We start from the raw sequence: 18,771 nt of genomic DNA on the forward strand, positions 1-18,771 counted from the left end.
TATATATTTCATTGAAAAGTATATATTAGTGCAAACCCTATAATTTCCAAAACGAACAGCATCGCACCCGCCACCCCGGCGGCACCCCCATGACCACAGCCACCGATACGCCTTCGACCGCGCCCACGACCCGCACCTCCTCGCTGGTGGCGCAACTGCGCCTGGACATCATCGGCGGCGTGTTCGCGCCGGGCTCCAAGCTGCTCATCAAGGATTTGTGTACGCGCTACGGCGCCAGCCCTATTCCCATGCGCGAGGCGCTTTCGCGCCTGACCAGCAGCGGCTTCGTGCAGGCCGAGGACCAGCGCGGTTTCAAGGTCGCGAGTGCCTCGGCGCAGGACCTGATGGACATATCGGGGGCGCGGATGCTGGTGGAAACCGAGGCACTGCGCCTGTCGGTGCTGCACGGCGACGTGGCCTGGGAGTCGCGTGTGGTGGCGGCCCACCACCAGTTGAGCCGCCTGGCCCTGCGCGAGGCCGCGGCGCCGGCAGCCCTGTCCGCCCAGTGGGACGAGGCGCACATGGCGTTCCACGATGCCTTGCTGTCGGCCTGCGGCTCGCGCGTGCTGCTGGAGCTGGCCGCCAACCTGCGCGAGCGCTTCACGCGCTACCGCTACATCTCGGCCGTGGCCGGGGGGCGTTCAGGCGAGCAGGCCGCCGAGCCCGTGCCACGGGACATCCCCGCCGAGCACGCCGCCATCGTCGAGGCGGCACTGGCACGCGACGTGGCGCGCGCTACCTCGCTGCTGCAGCAGCACTTTCATGAGACGGCGGAGCTGGCGCTCAAAGCCAGCGGCATGCACAAGCAAGCAGGGCCGCGCAAGGCCGCGGTCGGATAGTTTTCGGGGCGCAGTGTGCGATGGAGGCCCGTGCCAGCGCCGGGCAGGATCAACCCTTCGCGTCCGTGCGCGCCACCAGCGATTCGCCGATCGCATAGAACTGCCCGCCCGCCACATAGTGCAGGCTGCGCCATTCGGGCCCGGCCGTCTCGAAGTGCCAGTGGCCGCCCGAAAACACGCGCTTATCGGCCCAGGCGCCCACCACCTCGCCGATGAACAGGTCGTAGGCCTGCTGGTTGTGCGGCTCGGGGATGAGCCGGCAGGCCAGCCAGGCCGAGCAGCCCGCGACGAAGGGCAGGTCGTGCCCCTCAATGCCGAACAGCTCCACGCCGTGGTGCTGCAGCTTGGCCGGGTCCTGGTGCAGGCTGGTGTTGCCCACGTCGTGCGTGAGCTGCATCTGCGCAGCCGTGGGCACCTGGATCACGAAATGGCCGCTGTGCTCGACCAGCGCGCGCGTGCGCGTGGCCTTGTCGATCACCACCGTGAGCTTGGGCGGCGCGAAGTCGAGCGCGCAGGCCCAGGCGGCGGACATCACGTTGTCCACCCCGGCGTGGCGGGCCGACACCAGTACCGTGGGGCCGTGGTTCAGAAGGCGGTAGGCCTTGGCCAGATCGACCGGGGCCAGATGGCTGTTCATGGGATTCCTTGAAGGGTTGCGTGCGCGCTGGCGCGGCGAATGTTGCGACGATGATAGATGCGCTTTAGGGCCTTGCCTTCGGGGTGCCCGGCCTGGGGGTCGTCTGCGGCGTTGCCCGCGCTTGCAAGGCATCAGCCTTGCTGCGCACGGGCGCCTAGCATCCAGCCGCCAGGCCAGGCAACGCGATCCCCGAAATTAATGTCAACAGGCCCCAATCGCTTGACTTAGAGTGCGCTCCAACTTTTAGGATCGGTCCCATGGCATCCCATCTCACCATCTCCGAAGTCGCAAAGCGCACCGGACTGACCGCACACACCCTGCGCTACTACGAGCGCGCGGGGCTGATCGCGCCGGTCCACCGTGCGCCCGGCGGCCAGCGCCGCTATGCGGCCTCGGACATGGAGTGGATCGGATTCCTGTTGCGCCTGCGCGAGACCCGCATGCCCATTGGGCAGATGCAGGCCTTCGCCAGGCTTCGCGGCAAAGGGAATGCGACCGTGCCAGAACGCCGCCAGATGCTGGAGCAGCACCTGGCCGACGTGCTGGCGACTATCGAAGCCCTGCAACGGTCAGCCAAGGCACTGCAGGACAAGATCGACCACTACCAAGCGATCGAAGCGCATTCCCTTGCAGCCGCACCCCCGCCACCTGAAAGGAAACCCCGTGCTTCAAGCCTCCCCCAAACATCCCGCCCCCGACCGCTACCAGCAGGGCCTGGCCAAACTGCGCGAAATCGACGGTGAGGCCGGCGAACGGGTGATCGACAGCCTGGCCGGCATCGCGCCGGACTTTGCGCGCTACCTGATCGAGTTCCCGTTCGGCGACATCTACTCGCGCCCCGGTCTGGATCTGCGCAGCCGCGAGATCGCCGTGGTGGCAGCGCTCACCGCCATGGGCAATGCCGCGCCGCAGCTCAAGGTACACCTGCAGGCGGCGCTGAACGTGGGCGTCACGCGCGAGGAGATCGTCGAGGTCATCATGCAGATGGCCGTGTACGCGGGCTTCCCGGCGGCGCTCAACGGCCTGGCCGCGGCACGCGAGGTGTTTGCGGCGGAAGAAGAGCAGGAGGTGGTCTCAGTGGGTTGAAGGCTGCGGTAAGGGCCCGAAGAAGCTCAGCACCGAAACGATGCGCTGGTCGCCATCCACTTCGACCACGTCGTAGCCCGTGAGGTCCTGGGCGCCGTACTGCAGCCGCCAGGCATAGCGGTGCAGGTGGTGGTGCGAGTCCACGCCCGACGCCCAGGAGATGGTTGCGTCGGGCGCGCCGGCCCGGAAGGCGGCCAGGCAGGCTGCGAATTCGTCCACGCCCGTCGCGCTGCGGTGCGGGTCGAGGTAGCGGGTGTTCTGCCCGAAGGCGTCGGCCACATGCTGGCGCATGGCGACCGGATCGGTGGCGTTCCAGGCGGCAAAGTAGTGGACCAGGCAGGCTGGGTGGTTGGAGGTGTTCATGGGATTCTCTGGTGGTGGGCGAAGGTGCCGGGTACCGATGTCGGGGCACGTGATCGATGCTAAGCTTCAAGCCAACTTGAAAGTCAAGCGCCATGAAGATCGGTGATCTCTCTGCCCGCACCGGCATCGCCACCTCGGCCATCCGCTTCTACGAGAGCCGTGGCCTGCTGCCCCTGGCCGAGCGCGGCAGCAACGGCTACCGCATCTACGGCGAGGCGGATGTGAAGCGCCTGCAGATCATCACCCTGGCCCAGTCGTTCGGGCTGTCCATCGATGCGCTGAGCGCCGTGTTCGCGGACAACGGCCATTTCTCCAAGACCGAAATGCTGGCAGGGCTGGACACGCGCCTTGGCGAGATCAATCGCCTGATCCGCGCCTTGACCGTGCAGCGGGGCGAGTTGCGCACTGTGCGCGAGACCCTGGCCGACAACTGGGACGCCGGGCTTTGCGTGGACCCCCAGAGCCTGGGCAGCAGCGGCGCTGTGCGCGCCGGCAGGGCGAAAAAGGCTGCGCGCTCAAGGCCGCCCGATCCGCCGCAGTGATTCCGGGCTCCTGCCTGGAGTGGCGGCCCATGCCCTATCGGCGGTAAGCCCCTGGCGGACTGCCCGTCCAGTTCTTGAAGGCCCGCTGGAACGCCGAGCCATCATTGAACCCCAGCTCGGCAGCCAGCTCTGCCAGTGAGACGCTGCTGGTGTTGAGCCGCCAGATGGCGGTGTCGCGCCGCAGTTCATCCTTGAGCGCCTGGTAGGCAATGCCTTCGCTCGCCAGGCGCCGCTGCAGCGTGGTGGGCGCCATGTGCAAGGCCCGGGCCATGCCGCCCAGGTCGGGCCAGGCCGGTTGGGTGCGCAGCAGCAGGGCGCGCACCCGGGTGCCCACGGAGTCCTCGGCGTTCCTTGGGACAATGATCTGGGCGTGCGCATCTGTCAGGAAGCTGCGCAGGGCCACCGCATCGCGGCGCACCGGCGCCTGCATCAACCCAGCCTCGAACCACAGGGTGGACTCCGGGCAGGCAAAGCGCAGCGGTGCGGGAAAGATCTTTGCGTAGCTGGCCGCATACGCCGGTTGCCCGAAAGCGAAGTCAATGCGCGTGATGGGCAGGTGGCCACCCACCAGCCACGCGAACAGCCGCCACAGAACGCGCAGCAGCAATTCATGCAGGAACGTGGGGTGTGCGGCCGCCGGATCGGTGAAGCGCAGGGCCAGGCCCACCTGCGCACCCTCATGCACCACGGCCACCACCACGTCGTCCTGCAACAGACGGATGGTGCGCGCGGCGCGGCGCACCGCCACGTCCAGCGTGGTGGCGCTGATGGCCGACCCCGCCACCAGGGCCAGGCAACCCTTCTTCATCGGCCGTGTGAGCAGCCCCAGGCATTCGTCGTCCAGGTATTCGATGAGCTGCTTGAACAGGGTGGCGTACTGCGCCGCCGTCACGCGCGCGCCCGGCTGCGTGAGCAACTGTGGCGCTATGCCCGCCTCCAGCAGCAGCGGCTCGCAGCTGCGGCCACGGGCCTGCATGCCGGACAGCATGCCCTGGACGAAGGTGATGGAAATCGTGACGGGAGGGCGAAGCATGGGCGGCAAGGAAGGCAGTCGGGCGGGGGTGATCGAAGCCCTGCGCGGATCTTAGCGATGCGCCGCGCCGCTGGCCCCCGGGACAACACGCATGGAGGTGCCGATGCGACGGCATGCAGGCCTGCACCGAGCGTGCAGGCAGATTGAGGTCTTGTGCCATTGGATTGGCGTGATCGTGCCATCGCCACTGCCGCAGTGCGCTTCTAGCATCCGGTCACGGTGCAACGGTGGCGCCAAAGACCCGCCAGCACCGTGCCCGACATCCAACGACAAGACCCTCCTGGAGACAAGACATGAACCACTCGAAGACCCGCCCGCGGCTCGCATCCGCGGCACTCATCGGCCCCTTGCTGCTGCTGTCCGCATGCGGCGGCGACGACGGGCCCGCGCCGTCGGCCATGGCCCCGCCCCAGGCCTGCAACGCCCTGCAGGGCAAGGCCGTGGCCAGCTCGGACATCGGGCTGGCCACCACCGGGGCGGTGGTCACGGGCGCCACGCTCGTTGCCGCAGCAGCGCCGCTGGGGGAGTACTGCAAGGTCTCGGGGGAGATCCGCCCGGTCGATGGGGCAGCCCAGTCGATCCGCTTTGCCATCGCGATGCCGTCGCAGTGGAACGGCAAGGCCGTACACCTGGGCGGTGGCGGCCTCAATGGCGTGGTGCCCGATACCACCAGCCCCTTCGTCGAGGCCACGCCACCGCTGGCGCGCGGCTACGCCGTGTTTGCCGGTGACAGCGGCCACCAGATGCCGAACGGCGACGAGTTCGATGCGCAGTTTGCGCTCAACGACGAGATGCTGCGCAACTACGGTGGCGATGCCGTGAAGAAAACACGCGACGTGGCGGCGCAGCTGATCCGGGCGCGTTATGGCGCGGCACCTGCACGGACCTATTTCGTCGGTGGCTCCAAGGGCGGGCACGAGGGCATGACCGCCATGCAGAAGTGGCCACAGGACTACGACGGCATGCTCACCCTGTTCCCGGCCTACAGCATCATGCCGACGCTGCTGGCCTGGCAGACGGTCAATCGGGCGTTGCACCTTGGTGCGGGGGCGGGCTTTCTGAACCCGGCCAAGCTGCAGACCCTGCAGCGGGCGGAGCTGGCCGCCTGTGATGCGCTGGATGGCGTGGCCGATGGCATCGTCAGCAATGTGGGGGCCTGCCAGTTTGCGCCGGCCAGCCTGCGCTGTGCGGGGGGCGCCGACGGGGGCGATGCCTGCCTGTCGGACGCGCAGGTGGCCACCGCGCAGACGCTCAGGGGCCGCACCACCTACCCCTATGCGCTGAAGAACGGCATCACCAGCCAGGCCGGGTTCGACGTCTCCACGGCCTATCTCTCCACTGGGGGCTTCGGCATGTCGCCAGGCATTGCCAACCCGCCTGCCAGCGCCAGCCTGGGCGCCACGTCCGGCTTCGGGGATGTGCTGGTGCGGCACCTCATCCTGCGCGATCCGCGCGCGAGCAGCCTGGCCTTCGATCCCATGCAGCCTGGGCCCTACGCGGCCCGCGTTCAGGAAATGTCCAGCCTGCTCGATGCCACCAGCACCGACATCTTGCCGTTCATGAAGAAGGCCAAGTGGATCTTGGTCCACGGGCAGTCGGACAGCATGATTCCCCTGGGCGGCTCGGTCGATTACCACGCGGCCCTGGTCGCCCGGTTCGGTCAGGCCCAGGTGGATGGCTTCATGCGCTTTTACACCATCCCGGGCTATGGCCATGCCACGGGGCCCTTCAACGCCACAGGCATGAACACGCTGGAGGCGCTGGACCGCTGGGCCGATTCCGGCACGCCGCCAGGGCCCCAGACCGTGGCCGACGCCAACCCTCCGGGGCGCACACGTCCGCTGTGCCCGTTTCCTACCTGGCCGAAGTACCGGGGCACGGGCGATGTGCATGCCGCCGCCAGCTTCGACTGCGTGCGGCCGTGAGCGCGCCCCTAAGCGAATGAGGCGTTTTGCCATCAGAACGGTGCGATGTGCCCTCGCGGACCAGGGCCGCGATTCGTACCATGAACCATCGACAGACAAGCCGGCACACAAGCCGGCAGCACGGAGACAAACACCATGTACCTGACACAGTCGCTGCACCGGGCCCTGCAGCAGCACCCCCACCGCATCGCCGTGCGCTGCGGCAGCCGCCAGCACAGCTTCCTCGAACTGGGCGAACGCGTGGCGCGCCTGGCGCGCGCCCTGCAGAAGCTGGGCATGCAGCCGGGCGACCGGGTCGCCATGCTGTCGCTCAACTCCGACCGTTACCTCGAATACCAGATGGCCGTGCCCTGGGGCGGCGGCGTGCTCAACCCCTGTAACACGCGCTGGTCGGCCGCCGAAATCGTCTACTCGCTCAACGATTCGGAATCCACCATCCTGCTCGTCGACGAGACCTTTCGCGCCATGGCCGAGGGCTTTCGCGGCCAGGCCACCACGGTGCGCGAGGTGGTCTATTGCGGTGACGGGGAGGTGCCTGCGGGCATGCAGGGGTACGAGGCCATTCTGAGCGCTGCAGAACCTGCCCCCGACGCGCTGCGCCGTGGCGAGGACCTGGCGGGCATCTTCTACACCGGTGGCACCACGGGCTTTCCCAAGGGCGTGATGCTCAGCCACGCCAACCTGTGCAGCGTGGGCCAGGCCGCGCGGTCCGAGGGCCTGGCCTCGCCGGGCGGCACCTACCTGCATGTCGCGCCCATGTTCCATCTGGCCGACATTGGCATGGGCATGCCGCACTGGATCGAGGGCAACACCCACACGGTGCTGCCTTCGTTCCAGCCCGAGCAGGTGCTGGCCACGCTGGAGCGCGACCGCGTCACGCATGTGCTGCTGGTGCCCACCATGATCCAGATGCTGGTGGACCACCCGGCGATGCAGCTGCCGCGCGACCTGAGCGCGCTGCAGACCATCGTCTACGGTGCATCGCCGATTTCCGAGGCGGTGCTGGAGCGTGCCATGGCGGCCCTGCCGGGCGTGCAGTTCGTGCAGGCCTACGGCATGACGGAGCTGTCGCCCATTGCCACCATCAACCCTGCCTGGTGCCACACGGCCGAGGGGAGGGCGCGCGGCAAGCTGCGCTCTGCCGGCCGCGCCACCCACTGCGTGGAGGTGCGCATCGTCAGCGCCGATGGCAGCGAGGCCCCGCGCGGCACCATCGGCGAAGTGGCGGTGCGCGGCCCCAATGTCATGCAGGGCTACTGGCGCCAGCCGGAGCTGACGGCCCAGGCCATCCGCGACGGCTGGATGCACACGGGCGATGGCGCCTACATGGACGACGAGGGCTTCATCTTCATCGCCGACCGGCTCAAGGACATGGTCATCACCGGCGGCGAGAACGTGTACTCCATCGAGGTCGAGAACGCGCTGGCCCAGCACCCAGCCGTGCTGACCTGCGCCGTGATCGGCGTGCCCAGCGAGGAATGGGGTGAATCCGTGCATGCCGTGGTGGTGCTCAGGCCGGGGCAGGGCGTGGCGGTGGCAGACCTGGTGGCGCACTGCAAGGCGCTGATCGCGGGCTACAAGTGCCCGCGCAGCATCGATTTTGTCGACGCGCTGCCCCTGTCCGGCGCCGGCAAGGTGCTCAAGACCCAACTGCGCGAACCGTTCTGGAAGAACCGCCAGCGCGCCGTCGCCTGACGGCCTCTCTCCCAACAACACAAAACCAGGAAAGAAGCAACCATGAGCCGTGATGTCTTTGTCACCGGGGTCGGCATGATCCCGTTCACCAAGCCGGGAGCGAACCAGCCCTACCCGGTGATGGCCTCCGAGGCCACGCGCCAGGCCCTGGCCGATGCCGGCATCGGCTACGAGCAGGTCCAGCAGGCCTACGTGGGCTATGTCTACGGCGATTCGACCGCCGGGCAGCGCGCCCTGTACGAGGTGGGCATGACGGGCATCCCCATCGTCAACGTCAACAACAACTGCTCCACCGGCTCGACCGCGCTGTTCCTGGCGCGCCAGGCCGTGGCCAGCGGCGCGGCGGACTGCGTGCTGGCGCTGGGCTTCGAGCACATGGGCCCAGGCGCTTTAGGCGCCATGTTCAATGACCGCCCCAGCCCCTTCGAGAACTTCGACAAGGCCACGGACGAGCTGGTCGACCAGCCCGGCATTCCGCTGGCGCTGCGCTACTTCGGCGGCGCCGGGCTGGCCCACATGCAGCAGCACGGCACGGCGCTGTCCACCTTTGCCGAGATCCGCGCCAAGGCCAGCCGCCATGCGGCCAACAACCCGCTGGCGCTGTTTCGCAACGTGGTCACCGCCGAGGAGGTGCTGAACACGCCGGTGATGTGGCCCGGCGTCATGACCCGGCTCATGGCCTGCCCGCCCACCTGCGGCGCGGCGGCTGCAATCGTCTGCTCCGACGCTTTTGCCCAGCGCCATGGTCTTGATCGCACGGTGCGCATCCGCGCGCAGGCCATGACCACCGACCGGCCCGTGACCTTCGAGGCGCGCGACATGCGCGAGGTGGTGGGCTTCAGCATGGCGCGCGACGCTGCCCGCCAGGTGTACGACGCCGCCGGCATCGGCCCTGCGGACGTGCAGGTGGTCGAGCTGCACGACTGCTTTGCCCACAACGAGCTGCTGAGCTATGAATCGCTCGGCCTGTGCCCTGAAGGGGGCGCCGAGAAGTTCGTGCTGGATGGAGACAACACCTATGGCGGCAAGGTGGTCACCAACCCGTCCGGTGGCCTGCTGAGCAAGGGGCACCCGCTGGGCGCCACCGGCCTGGCGCAGTGTACCGAGCTGGTCCAGCAGCTGCGCGGCACGGCCGAGAAGCGCCAGGTCGATGGCGCGCGGCTGGCGCTGCAGCACAACCTGGGCCTGGGTGGCGCCTGTGTCGTGACCCTCTATGAACGTGTAGTCAAGGAGCCACGATGATCGACAAGAAGTGGATCGGCCATGAGCTGCAGGCCTCGGTCCTGCCCATCGAGCGCACCCGTCTGCGCTTCTTCGCCAAGGCGATCGGCGAGACGGACCCGGTCTATACCGACGCCCAGGCAGCGCGCGACGCGGGTTATGCGGACATCCCTGCGCCTCCGACCTTTTTGTTCGCGGCCGAGCTCGATTCGGGTGCGACCGACCGCCTGCTGGCGGACCTGGGGATTCCGTTTGCCAAGCTGCTCCACGGCGAGCAGGGCTTTGCCTACCACAGCCCGGCCTGCGCGGGCGATACGGTGACGGTGCGCTCGAAGATCACCGACGTCTACGACAAGAAGAACGGCGCGCTGGAGTTCGTCGTCAAGACCTCGCGCGCCACCAACCAGCGCGATGAGCTCGTCGCCGAAATGCGCACCGTGCTGGTGTGCCGCCATTGATATGCCCATGACCACCTCCATCACCTTCGACGCCATCCAGGTGGGCAGCGAACTGCCCGCATTGGAGATCGCGCCCGTGGACCGGACCACGCTGTGCCTGTTCGCCGGCGCCTCGGGCGACCACAACGCCATCCACATCGACACCGACGTGGCGCGCCGGGCTGGCATGCCGGACGTCTTCGCCCAGGGCATGCTGGGCATGGCCTGGCTCGGCCGCTTGCTCACGCGCTGGGTGCCGCAAAGCCAGCTCAGGCGCCTGGACGTGCGCTTTCAGGGCATCACGCACCTGGGCAACGCCATGCGCTGCACGGCGCGCGTGGTGGAAAAGCTCGAACGCAGCGGCGAGCACTGCGTGCGCCTCGAAATCCAGAGCGCCAACCAGTTCGGACAAACCAAGATCGTCGGCGAAGCGCTCATCGCGCTGCCGTGACACCACAGCACAGGACAACCCAGAATGACACCCAAACTCGAAGGCAAGGTCGCCCTCATCACCGGCTCGGGCCGCGGCATCGGCCGCGCCATCGCACTCAAGCTCGCGTCCGAAGGCGCACGCATCGTCGTCAACGACCTGGACCCCGAACCGGCGCAGGAGACGGTGGACGCCATCCGCCAGGCGGGCGGCACGGCCACGGCCTGCGTGGGCAACGTGACGGCGCCCGACTTTGCCGAGCGCTTCGTCGGCACGGCGGTGCAGGAATACCAGGGCCTGAACATCCTCATCAACAACGCCGGCTACACCTGGGACAGCGTGGTGCAGAAGATGACGGACGAACAGTGGTACGCCATGATCGACTGCCACCTCACGGCGCCGTTTCGCATCCTGCGTGCCGCGCAGCCCGTGATCCGCGCGCTGGGCAAGGCCGAGACCGATGCCGGCCAGCGCGTGGTGCGCAAGGTGGTCAACATCTCGTCGGTGGCCGGGCTGTTCGGCAATGCCGGCCAGGCCAACTACGCCACGGCCAAGGCCGGCATCCTGGGCATGACCCAGACCCTGGCCAAGGAATGGGGCCGCATGAACGTTACCGTCAATTGCGTGGCCTATGGCTTCATCAAGACGCGGCTGACCAGCAGCGCGGCGGACCAGGCCACGGCCCATATCGACGGGCGCGACATCAAGGTCGGCATCAACCCCGAACTGATGGCGATGATGGAGCGCAGCATACCGCTGGGCCGGGGCGGCACGCCCGAGGAAGCGGCGGGCGCGGTGTACCTGCTGTGCATCCCCGAGTCGGACTATGTCAGTGGCCAGACGCTCATGTGCAGCGGCGGCCTCACGGGGATCTGAGCCATGCTGCCCCAGCTGTACCGCCACCGGTGGATGGACGATGAGATCGAAGCCTTTCGCGACCAGGTGCGCCGCTACATCGCCGGCGAGATGGCACCGCACCTGGACGGCTGGCGCCGCCAGGGCTACATCCCGCGCGAGGTCTGGCAGCCCTTCGGCCGCATGGGATTCTTGCTGCCCGAGCTGGCGGAGGCCTACCAGGGCGCGGGTGCCTCGCTGGCCTACCAGCTGGTGGTGCAGGACGAACTGGCCCGGGCCGAGATGCCCGCGAACACGGCCGTGCATTCCATCGCCGCCCACTACCTCATGGACTATGGCACCGAGGCGCAAAAGCAGCGCTGGCTGCCCCGCCTGGCCAGCGGCGAGCTGCTGGCCGGCATTGCGCTCACCGAGCCCGGTTGCGGCTCGGACCTGAAGGCGCTGCGCACCCGCGCCCGGCGCGACGGGGATGGGTATGTGATCGACGGCGCCAAGACCTTCATTACTAACGGCTTCACCGCCAACCTGCTGGTGGTGGCCGTGCGCACCGGCGAGGCCGGCAGCCGCGGCGTGTCGCTGGTGGTGCTGGAGACCGAGAACCTGGCGGGCTTTCGCGTCGGCCGACGCCTGGAAAAGCTGGGCCAGCATGCATCCGATACGGCCGAGCTGTTCTTCGATGGCGTGCGCATCCCTGCGGACCAGTTGCTCGGTGCCAGGGAGGGCGAGGGCTTCATCCAGCTGATGAGCCAGTTGCCTTACGAGCGCATGCTGCTGTGCGTGCCGGCCGCCGCCGTGATCGAGCGTGCGGTGGAGCTCACGGTGGAATACACCAGGCAGCGCAAGGCCTTCGGGCAAAGCGTGTTCGACTTCCAGAACACGCGCTTCAAGCTGGCCGAATGCGCCACGCTGGCCCACGTGGCGCGCACTTTCGTCAACGACTGCACCCAGCGCATGCTGGACGGCACGCTGGACAACGAGGCCGCCTACATGGCCAAGCTGTGGTGTACCGAGCAGCAGGGCAGGGTGACCGATGAGTGCCTGCAGCTCTTCGGCGGCTATGGCTACATGGTTGAGTACCCGATTGCACGCATGTACGCCGATGCGCGCATCCAGCGCATCTACGGCGGTACCAGCGAGATCATGAAGGACCTGATCGCGCGCAAGCTGGGCATGTCATGACAGGTTGTTGAAGTGCGGGCCTCGGCAGGATGCAGTCCGACAGAACAATGCGGCTTTATCCTACATTTCTTCCTGTGGCAATAAATTAATTGCCAGAATTGGCGTACATTGCCCGCATGGGCTGCGTCCGCAGGGGACTGACATGCCAACCGTGTACCCCATCGTTGCTGCTGCCATGGACCCGCTTCTCGCCCGACTTTCCGACTCTGTCGTCCAGGCCAAGACGCTGGAAGAGCTGACCCGCCCCTTGCTGGAAATGCTGGAGAAGGTCACGCGGCTGGAGTCCACCTACCTGACCACCATCGACTTCCAGCGCGCGCTGCAGCACGTGCTGTACTCGCGCAATACGCGCAAGATGGAGATCCCCGAGGGCCTGACCGTGCCATGGGGCGACACCCTGTGCTATCGCGCCCTCAAGGAAGGCCGCATGTTCACGGCCGACGTGCAGGGCTGCTGGGGCGACTCGGAGGCTGCTGCCGCCCTGGGCATCCAGACCTACGTGAGCATGCCGGTGCGGCTGTCCGACGGCGCTATCTATGGCACGCTGTGCGCGGCCAGTGCCGAGCCCGCCGAGCTCCCGCCCGAGACCGAGAAGATGCTGCAGCTGTTCGCCGGCCTCATCGCCCAGCAGGTCGAGCGCGAGCAACTGCTGGGGGAGCTGCAGCGCAAGAACGAGCAGCTCACCAGCATGGCCCTGCTGGACCCGCTCACGGGCGTGCCCAACCGCCGCGCCCTGTTCGAGGAGCTGGAGCGGCTGCAGGCGCGCTCACGGCGCTCGGGCAGCATGGTGATGGTGGCTTTTCTCGATCTCGACAGCTTCAAGCAGGTCAACGACAGCCATGGCCACGAAGCCGGCGATGCCCTGCTGTGCGCCATTGCCAACCAGCTGCGCGCAGCTATGCGTGAAAGCGACTTCCTGAGCCGTTTCGGCGGCGATGAGTTCGTGTTCGTCGGCCCGGGACCGCAGCGCGACCAGGACCCTGCCGAGGCCATCCGCAGCCTGCGCCAGCGCCTGCAGCAGGCCACGGTGTGCCGCATTCCGCTGGCCGGCAAGCGGACCCTGGAGTACCCGGGGGCCAGTGTGGGCGTGGTCTGCTCCGACCCCGGGCTGAACACGGCCGATGCGGCCATCCGCCATGCGGACGAGGCCATGTACCAGGCCAAGCACGAGCGCCGCAGCGCGCTGCAGCACTGAGGCCTGGCGCCCAGACTCAGCGGTCGTCCGCCGCGCAGTCTGCCGCTGGGCGCACGTTGGTCATGCACTGCGCAAACGTGCGCGCCTTGGCCCACATCGCCGCATTGACTTCATGGCCGGCGCCAGGCGCGACGTAGGTGTAGAACGCCGCAGGCCTCTTGGTGCCGTCGGGAATGCCCGTCAGGATGCGGGCCCGGGCGCCGGAGGCCCCGTAGCCCGAGCTGCCCAGCCCGACGGGTGGGAACAGCTGGTCGGCGCTGCCCGAGACCGCTGCGACGCGGATGGCGGCGCCGTTGACCCGGAAATCATTGGGCTGTTCGTAGGTCGTGCCGGAGGCGTTGCAGTCGTAGTCGCAGCCCCCGGCCAGTGCGATGGCGCCCTGCAGCCGGTGCTTGGTGGCCACCGTGAAGATCAGGTTGCTCGAGAACGAGGTGCCAGCCACAACGATGCGGCTGGTGTCGATGGGCAGGTTGCGCTCGGCGACGGCGGCCTTGATCGCCGCCAGGCCGAGCCCGAAGTCCGAACTGGCGATGTCGAAAGTCTCGTTCACGTTGGTGCGGGCAATCAACGGGCTGCTCCAGTTGTCGCAGCCCCGGTACTCGAAGGTGGCCGCTGCCATGCCGGCAGCGCTGAACTGGTCCAGCCCGGCCGGGTCCTGCGGCACGGGCGCCGGCGGATTGCCATTGGGAGCCCAGCCCGCCAGGCTGATCACCAGCGGCACCTTGGCCTGGGCCGTGGCGCCGGCCGGTATCTTGAGGGTGATGGCCGCCTGGGGCAGGTTGGAGCAGGTGGCGACCACCCGGCCCTGTGCGGTGTACCAGTACTGGGTGTTTGGCTGGGGCGCATAGGCCAGCTGGAGGGTCTGTGCTGCGCCGCCGCCTCCACCACCCGGGTTGCCGGCAGGAGGCGTGGCTGCTTCCAGGCCGAACCGCCCGTCTGCGCCGTAGCGCAGCACCACGTTGGTGTAGACGTCGGAACCCACCGTCAGGCTGGGGATGCGCAATGCGCCGTCGTTCAGGTTGAGGGTTGCCTGCGCGCTTGCGAGCGGGCTGTGGGCCGCGATCGCCGCGGTGATGGCCAGGAGGCAGAAATGCTTCATCGGACTACTCCAGTTGGAAGGGTAGGAAGGGCAGGGAATGCTTGGTGCCTGCCGCAGCTCACGCACTTGACTCCTGGAGTGCCGGCTCGGCGTTGGATCGATTCCAGGTGCATCGAGCTTAGTGCCCGCTAGGGCAGGGCAGCAAGCCCTTCGCAGCACCGGGGCGTTAACTACTTCTCGATCCGGACGCGGAAATTCCGGCTTTCGGGCCAGTCGGCAGGCGCGTCCCCTGCCACTCCCCGCTGGTACACAGCTCGCGCACCACGTCCCCGATCAGCCGGACGATGGCCCGCTTGGCATTGGTGGTGGGCAAATGCACCGACAGGCACAGGCCGAGCGTGCGGTACATGGCGGGCGAGGCGATGCGGTGGGCGCGCAGGCGGCCCTCGCTGACCTCGCGCTGGGCCAGTCCCAGCGGCATGATGGTGGGCCCCAGGCCCGCCTCCACTGCGGCCTTCAGGGTATAGACCGAATTGATTTCTGCGGCCACGCGCGCGGCCGGGTGCCCTGCGCTGCCCAGCGCCGCGTCCACCAGCCAGCGCGTGCAGTGGCCGTGCGTGTTGGCGGGCCACACCAGCGGGCGGGCCAGGGCCTGCGCCAGGCTCACCTCGCCCGGCGGCAGGGCCTGCGGGTCCTGGGGCGATTCGAGAAAGACGAACTCTTCCTCGACCAGGGGCGTGAAGGTGGTGTCCTCCGCCGGCATGGTGGGCGAGAAGATCGCCATGTCCACGCGCCCCCGCAGCAACTGGTCAACCATGTTGCCGGTCAGCTCCTCGTTGAGGTGCAGCACCACCTCCGGGTAGCGGCGCGCGGCGGCGCGCATCAGCGGCAGCGCGATCATCGGCGAGACGCTCTGCGGCACGGCAGCCACGACGGTGCCCACCACCGAGTCGGCCGCCACATGCACGGCGGCCTTGGCGTCCTGGACCTGCTTGGTGATGCCCTGGGCGTACTCGTAGAACACCTTGCCGGCCTCGGTCATGGCCACGCCATTGCGCCCGCGCAGCAGCAACTGGGTGCCCAGCTCGCCTTCGAGTTCGGTCATCTGCTTGCTCAGGGCCGATTGCGCCACATAGAGCTGCTGGGCCGCGCGCGACAGGCTGCCGCAGTCCACAATGGCCACGAAATACTTGAACTGGCGCAATTCCATCCAGGGGCCTCCGGCCTTGCCCCTGCAGTGCAGGGGTGGCCCGTCATTGTAAGAAGCGCTGCGTGCGTCAGTTCATGCAGTCGAAGCTGGCCGCATCGTTGGCATCGCCTGTGCCCTTGTAGCGCGGGTAGGCCGGGTACCTGCACATCGGCCGGGCCATGGCCGTCGCACCCGAGGCCTCGACCTTGCGCAGCACCAGCTTTTGCTGCGATGCGGGTACGCCTTGCTCCACCCAGGTGGCCATGGCCTGCAGCAGGTCGACCTTGTCGGGCCCCGGGCCGCCAAAGCAGTGGCCCACGCCGGGCGCCAGGAACAGCTCGACCGTTTCATCGGCCTTCTTTGTGCCCAGGGCGGAAACGACCTGCTCGTAGTAGCGGGCGGTGTCGCGCGCGCTCACCGAGGTGTCGAGCGTGCCGTTCCACAGGATCAGCTTGGCGCCGCGCGCGTGCAGCGTGGCCAGGTTCGGGTCCGTCGCGCCGAACAGGCCGCCGATGGTGTCCATGCGCGCCAGCCACTGGTCTGGGTTCCAGGTGGCGGTGTCGAACGACGCGTCGCGGGCGATGAAGGAGCGGATGAACCCGTCCGAGAACAGGCCCTGCGGCGAGGCGCCACCCAGGCCGGCCTGCGGCCAGACGTACTCGCCCCAGCCCTTGGACGCATTCTCGCCGCCGAAAGGGTATCCGGGGTGCGACCAGACGCCGTTGGCCGTGGCGGTGGGCGAGGTGACGGCCTGCACGGTGGCGATCTGCGCGTCCGACAGACAGCTGTCGCCGGTATCGGCGCCGCCCGTACAGCGCAATGCCCTGGCGTCGAACGGGCATGCGGCGGGCCGGGCGATGATGCCGTCGTTCAGGCCGTCGAGCCCGTCGCACTGCGCCAGCACCGCGTTGGCCAGCACGGCCTGCTTGGCGGGGCTGAGCGCACTACCGGGGTTCTTGAGCTGCCGGGCGATGCGGTTGAATTGCATGAACAGACCCATCACGTTGCCGGCTGGCGCCCGCGCGACGATGCCGTCGAAATCCTCGGGAAAGCGCTGCGCCTGCATCAGCGCGTCGTGCCCGCCCATGGAGCAGCCCTCGAAGTAACTGCGCCTGGGCGGCGTTCCGAAGAACTGCGCCATGACCTCCTTGCCGGGCGGCAGGGCGCGGTGCTCGGACTGTTGCGCAAAGTCGAGCAGTTGGGCAGCATCAAGCGCGAATTCGCCCTTGAAGTAGTTCAGGTCGCGCGGCGGCGGGTAGTCGTACCCGCCGTTGGTGCCGATGGTCGCGTAGCGCTCGGTGAAGATGGACTCGCTGAACTGCGCTGCGGCGGCCGTGGGCATAGCGCCATCGAAGCCGCCACCGCCCAGGAAGGCGAGCTTGCCGTTCCAGCCCGTGGTGGGCAGCCGGGCCTCGAAGCGCAGGGCCGAGTCCCTGAAGCGGGCCGTCACCACGCAGTACTCGGGCTGGGGCGGCGCTGCGGCGGCCACCTTCGCCTCGTCGATCACCACGCTGCCGTTGCCCAGGGTCTTGCCCTGCAGGGTGGCGCATTTTTCGGCCAGCGGCATCGCAGGCGCGTCGTCGCCGCCGCAGCCGGCCAGGGTGGCGAGTGCAGCCGCAGGCAGCAGCAGCCATTGCATCTGTTTCCTCATGGGGTGTCTCCTTGGTGGTTGGCGTGGTGTTCTGGCCCGGTTGCGCCAACGACCTTGCCGGGGTTGAAGATGTTGTGCGGGTCCAGCGCCTGCTTGACGGCGCGCATCAGCGCCACGCCCGGCGCGCCATGCTCCAGTGCCAGGTAGTGCTGCTTGTGCAGGCCCACACCGTGCTCGCCCGTGCAGGTGCCGCCATGGCGCAGCGCGCGCTGCACCAGGCGGTGGCTGAAGGCTTCGGCGGCGGCGTTCTCCTCGTCGCTTTCAGGATCGACGAGCACCAGGCAATGAAAATTGCCATCCCCCACGTGGCCGAACAGTGGCGCGAGCAGGCCGTGCTCGGCGAGGTCGTCCTGGGTCTCGGCAATGCACTGCGCCAGGGCGGACAGCGGTACGCAGGCATCGGTGGTCAGGCTGCGGCTGCCGGGCTTGAGTTGCAGGCAGGCGAAGTAGGCATGGTGGCGCGGCGTCCACAGGCGCGAACGCTCTTCGGGCAGGTGCGCCCACTCGAAGGCGCCGCCGCCATGGCTGGCTGCGATCTCGCGCACGGTGTCCGACTGTTCGCCGATCTGCGCCCGGCTGCCGCCAAATTCCAGAAACAGCGTGGGGTTCTCGCTCAGCGTGGTGCGGCTGTGGGCGTTGACGGCGCGGATGGTCAGCGCATCCAGCATTTCGGCACGCGCCAGTGGCACACCCATCTGGATCGACTCGATCACGCAGTCCACCGCGGCCTGCACCGTGGGGAAGTGCACCACCGCTGCCGCGCAGGCCTCGGGGTGCGGGTGCAGGCGCACCGTGGCCTCGGTGATCAGGCCCAGCGTGCCTTCCGACCCGCAGTACAGCTGCGTGAGGTTGTAGCCTGCGGCGCTCTTGCGCGCCCGCGAGGCGGTGCGCACCACCTCGCCGCTGGCGGTGACCACGGTGAGGTTCACGAGGTTGTCGCGCATGGTGCCGTAGCGCACGGTGTTGGTACCGGATGCTGCGGTGGCCGCCATGCCGCCGATGGAGGCATCGGCACCAGGGTCCACCGAGAAGAAGAAGCCCGTACCCGCCAGCGCGGCATTGAGCTGCCCGCGCGTGACGCCCGCCTGCACGGTGGCCGTGAGATCGCCGGGCCGGATGGCCAGCACCTGGTTCATCTGCGAGAAGTCCACGCAGACGCCGCCCTCGATGGCCAGCAGGTGCCCCTCCACCGAGGAGCCCACGCCGAAGCCGATGATCGGTACACGTTCGCGCGCACACGCCCGCACGACAAAGGCCACCTCCTCGCTGCTCTGCACATAGACCACGGCGTCGGGCGGCTGGGGCAGGTAGGCCGACTCGTCCGTGCCGTGCTGCAGCAGCACGGCCTGGCTGGTGGAGCAGCGCTCGCCGAAGCGCTGGCGCAGCAGGGCGAGCAGTTCGCTGGAGGGCGCGCGGCGTTGCGCGCGCGCGAGGGGACTCAGTTCCGCAAGCATG

The 18,771-nt window shown here is 68.2% G+C and carries 19 protein-coding genes; 12 read left to right on the forward strand and 7 right to left on the reverse strand.

Annotated features, from left to right (window positions below; all coding sequences use genetic code 11):
• The first annotated feature begins 89 nt into the window (after positions 1-89).
• Entirely contained in the window at positions 90-839 is a 750-nt protein-coding gene (locus tag AC0IZS_RS25155; RefSeq protein ID WP_471638164.1) for a GntR family transcriptional regulator, read from the forward strand.
• Between the two features lie 49 nt (positions 840-888).
• Here AC0IZS_RS25155 and AC0IZS_RS25160 read toward each other — a convergent pair whose 3' ends face one another.
• Positions 889-1,476, reverse strand: coding sequence for a flavin reductase family protein (locus tag AC0IZS_RS25160; RefSeq protein ID WP_471638165.1), 588 nt, complete (start codon positions 1,474-1,476; stop codon positions 889-891).
• A 257-nt stretch (positions 1,477-1,733) separates the two neighbouring features.
• On the opposite strand from AC0IZS_RS25160, the gene AC0IZS_RS25165 reads away from it, so the two are divergent.
• Both AC0IZS_RS25165 and AC0IZS_RS25170 read left to right on the forward strand, forming a co-directional pair.
• A complete protein-coding gene (locus AC0IZS_RS25165) occupies positions 1,734-2,219 on the forward strand; it encodes a MerR family transcriptional regulator (RefSeq protein WP_471638166.1) in 486 nt (161 codons plus the stop codon).
• Positions 2,140-2,562, forward strand: coding sequence for a carboxymuconolactone decarboxylase family protein (locus AC0IZS_RS25170; RefSeq protein WP_471638167.1), 423 nt, complete (start codon positions 2,140-2,142; stop codon positions 2,560-2,562). Before AC0IZS_RS25165 ends, AC0IZS_RS25170 begins: the two co-directional genes overlap by 80 nt.
• On the opposite strand, the gene AC0IZS_RS25175 is transcribed toward AC0IZS_RS25170, so the two are convergent.
• Positions 2,551-2,925: a hypothetical protein gene (locus AC0IZS_RS25175; protein WP_471638168.1), complete on the reverse strand. Its 375-nt coding sequence runs from the start codon at positions 2,923-2,925 to the stop codon at positions 2,551-2,553. The two genes, AC0IZS_RS25170 and AC0IZS_RS25175, sit on opposite strands and share 12 nt — an antisense overlap.
• 92 nt (positions 2,926-3,017) lie before the next feature.
• Here AC0IZS_RS25175 and AC0IZS_RS25180 point away from each other — a divergent pair, with 92 nt between their 5' ends.
• Entirely contained in the window at positions 3,018-3,467 is a 450-nt protein-coding gene (locus AC0IZS_RS25180) for a MerR family transcriptional regulator (RefSeq protein WP_471638169.1), read from the forward strand.
• Between the two features lie 34 nt (positions 3,468-3,501).
• On the opposite strand, the gene AC0IZS_RS25185 is transcribed toward AC0IZS_RS25180, so the two are convergent.
• Positions 3,502-4,500 carry an AraC family transcriptional regulator gene (locus tag AC0IZS_RS25185; protein WP_471638170.1) on the reverse strand — a complete coding sequence of 333 codons (999 nt, stop codon included), beginning with the start codon at positions 4,498-4,500 and terminating at the stop codon, positions 3,502-3,504.
• A 293-nt stretch (positions 4,501-4,793) separates the two neighbouring features.
• Here AC0IZS_RS25185 and AC0IZS_RS25190 point away from each other — a divergent pair, with 293 nt between their 5' ends.
• The 8 genes from AC0IZS_RS25190 to AC0IZS_RS25225 all read left to right on the forward strand — a co-directional run bounded on the left by AC0IZS_RS25190 (position 4,794) and on the right by AC0IZS_RS25225 (position 13,437).
• Positions 4,794-6,425 carry a tannase/feruloyl esterase family alpha/beta hydrolase gene (locus AC0IZS_RS25190; protein WP_471638171.1) on the forward strand — a complete coding sequence of 544 codons (1,632 nt, stop codon included), beginning with the start codon at positions 4,794-4,796 and terminating at the stop codon, positions 6,423-6,425.
• A 135-nt stretch (positions 6,426-6,560) separates the two neighbouring features.
• Positions 6,561-8,120: a long-chain-fatty-acid--CoA ligase gene (locus AC0IZS_RS25195; protein WP_471638172.1), complete on the forward strand. Its 1,560-nt coding sequence runs from the start codon at positions 6,561-6,563 to the stop codon at positions 8,118-8,120.
• A gap of 42 nt (positions 8,121-8,162) precedes the next feature.
• A complete protein-coding gene (locus tag AC0IZS_RS25200; RefSeq protein WP_471638173.1) occupies positions 8,163-9,362 on the forward strand; it encodes a lipid-transfer protein in 1,200 nt (399 codons plus the stop codon).
• Entirely contained in the window at positions 9,359-9,799 is a 441-nt protein-coding gene (locus AC0IZS_RS25205; RefSeq protein ID WP_471638174.1) for a MaoC family dehydratase N-terminal domain-containing protein, read from the forward strand. The genes AC0IZS_RS25200 and AC0IZS_RS25205 overlap by 4 nt, the downstream gene beginning before the upstream one ends.
• Before the next feature lie 7 nt (positions 9,800-9,806).
• Entirely contained in the window at positions 9,807-10,229 is a 423-nt protein-coding gene (locus AC0IZS_RS25210; RefSeq protein WP_471638175.1) for a MaoC/PaaZ C-terminal domain-containing protein, read from the forward strand.
• Between the two features lie 24 nt (positions 10,230-10,253).
• Positions 10,254-11,084: an SDR family NAD(P)-dependent oxidoreductase gene (locus tag AC0IZS_RS25215; RefSeq protein WP_471638176.1), complete on the forward strand. Its 831-nt coding sequence runs from the start codon at positions 10,254-10,256 to the stop codon at positions 11,082-11,084.
• 3 nt (positions 11,085-11,087) lie between these two features.
• On the forward strand, positions 11,088-12,242 hold the full coding sequence (locus tag AC0IZS_RS25220; protein ID WP_471638177.1) for an acyl-CoA dehydrogenase family protein: 1,155 nt from the start codon (positions 11,088-11,090) through the stop codon (positions 12,240-12,242).
• Between the two features lie 175 nt (positions 12,243-12,417).
• Entirely contained in the window at positions 12,418-13,437 is a 1,020-nt protein-coding gene (locus AC0IZS_RS25225; RefSeq protein ID WP_471639574.1) for a sensor domain-containing diguanylate cyclase, read from the forward strand.
• A gap of 16 nt (positions 13,438-13,453) precedes the next feature.
• Here the strand turns inward: AC0IZS_RS25225 and AC0IZS_RS25230 are convergent, their stop codons facing one another.
• The 4 genes from AC0IZS_RS25230 to AC0IZS_RS25245 form a co-directional block, all read right to left on the reverse strand.
• Entirely contained in the window at positions 13,454-14,536 is a 1,083-nt protein-coding gene (locus tag AC0IZS_RS25230) for an alpha/beta hydrolase (protein ID WP_471638178.1), read from the reverse strand.
• A gap of 166 nt (positions 14,537-14,702) precedes the next feature.
• Complete coding sequence (locus AC0IZS_RS25235) at positions 14,703-15,686, reverse strand: LysR substrate-binding domain-containing protein (protein ID WP_471638179.1); 984 nt, start codon at positions 15,684-15,686, stop codon at positions 14,703-14,705.
• A 67-nt stretch (positions 15,687-15,753) separates the two neighbouring features.
• Positions 15,754-17,316 (reverse strand): tannase/feruloyl esterase family alpha/beta hydrolase, encoded by a 1,563-nt coding sequence (locus tag AC0IZS_RS25240; RefSeq protein WP_471638180.1) that lies wholly within the window; start codon positions 17,314-17,316, stop codon positions 15,754-15,756.
• Positions 17,313-18,770 (reverse strand): FAD-binding oxidoreductase, encoded by a 1,458-nt coding sequence (locus AC0IZS_RS25245; protein WP_471638181.1) that lies wholly within the window; start codon positions 18,768-18,770, stop codon positions 17,313-17,315. The genes AC0IZS_RS25240 and AC0IZS_RS25245 overlap by 4 nt, the downstream gene beginning before the upstream one ends.
• Between the last annotated feature and the right edge of the window lies 1 nt (position 18,771).

It is taken from the genome of Acidovorax sp. AC410 (assembly GCF_979253235.1).

Excerpts from the sequence above, each read along its gene's own strand:
- AC0IZS_RS25155 (WP_471638164.1), top strand. The coding sequence starts at position 90 with ATGACCACAGCCACCGATACGCCTTCGACCGCGCCCACGACCCGCACC.
- AC0IZS_RS25160 (WP_471638165.1), bottom strand. The coding sequence starts at position 1,476 with ATGAACAGCCATCTGGCCCCGGTCGATCTGGCCAAGGCCTACCGCCTT.
- AC0IZS_RS25165 (WP_471638166.1), top strand. The coding sequence starts at position 1,734 with ATGGCATCCCATCTCACCATCTCCGAAGTCGCAAAGCGCACCGGACTG.
- AC0IZS_RS25175 (WP_471638168.1), bottom strand. The coding sequence starts at position 2,925 with ATGAACACCTCCAACCACCCAGCCTGCCTGGTCCACTACTTTGCCGCC.
- AC0IZS_RS25180 (WP_471638169.1), top strand. The coding sequence starts at position 3,018 with ATGAAGATCGGTGATCTCTCTGCCCGCACCGGCATCGCCACCTCGGCC.
- AC0IZS_RS25185 (WP_471638170.1), bottom strand. The coding sequence starts at position 4,500 with ATGCTTCGCCCTCCCGTCACGATTTCCATCACCTTCGTCCAGGGCATG.
- AC0IZS_RS25190 (WP_471638171.1), top strand. The coding sequence starts at position 4,794 with ATGAACCACTCGAAGACCCGCCCGCGGCTCGCATCCGCGGCACTCATC.
- AC0IZS_RS25195 (WP_471638172.1), top strand. The coding sequence starts at position 6,561 with ATGTACCTGACACAGTCGCTGCACCGGGCCCTGCAGCAGCACCCCCAC.
- AC0IZS_RS25200 (WP_471638173.1), top strand. The coding sequence starts at position 8,163 with ATGAGCCGTGATGTCTTTGTCACCGGGGTCGGCATGATCCCGTTCACC.
- AC0IZS_RS25205 (WP_471638174.1), top strand. The coding sequence starts at position 9,359 with ATGATCGACAAGAAGTGGATCGGCCATGAGCTGCAGGCCTCGGTCCTG.
- AC0IZS_RS25210 (WP_471638175.1), top strand. The coding sequence starts at position 9,807 with ATGACCACCTCCATCACCTTCGACGCCATCCAGGTGGGCAGCGAACTG.
- AC0IZS_RS25215 (WP_471638176.1), top strand. The coding sequence starts at position 10,254 with ATGACACCCAAACTCGAAGGCAAGGTCGCCCTCATCACCGGCTCGGGC.
- AC0IZS_RS25220 (WP_471638177.1), top strand. The coding sequence starts at position 11,088 with ATGCTGCCCCAGCTGTACCGCCACCGGTGGATGGACGATGAGATCGAA.
- AC0IZS_RS25225 (WP_471639574.1), top strand. The coding sequence starts at position 12,418 with ATGGACCCGCTTCTCGCCCGACTTTCCGACTCTGTCGTCCAGGCCAAG.
- AC0IZS_RS25230 (WP_471638178.1), bottom strand. The coding sequence starts at position 14,536 with ATGAAGCATTTCTGCCTCCTGGCCATCACCGCGGCGATCGCGGCCCAC.
- AC0IZS_RS25235 (WP_471638179.1), bottom strand. The coding sequence starts at position 15,686 with ATGGAATTGCGCCAGTTCAAGTATTTCGTGGCCATTGTGGACTGCGGC.
- AC0IZS_RS25240 (WP_471638180.1), bottom strand. The coding sequence starts at position 17,316 with ATGAGGAAACAGATGCAATGGCTGCTGCTGCCTGCGGCTGCACTCGCC.
- AC0IZS_RS25245 (WP_471638181.1), bottom strand. The coding sequence starts at position 18,770 with ATGCTTGCGGAACTGAGTCCCCTCGCGCGCGCGCAACGCCGCGCGCCC.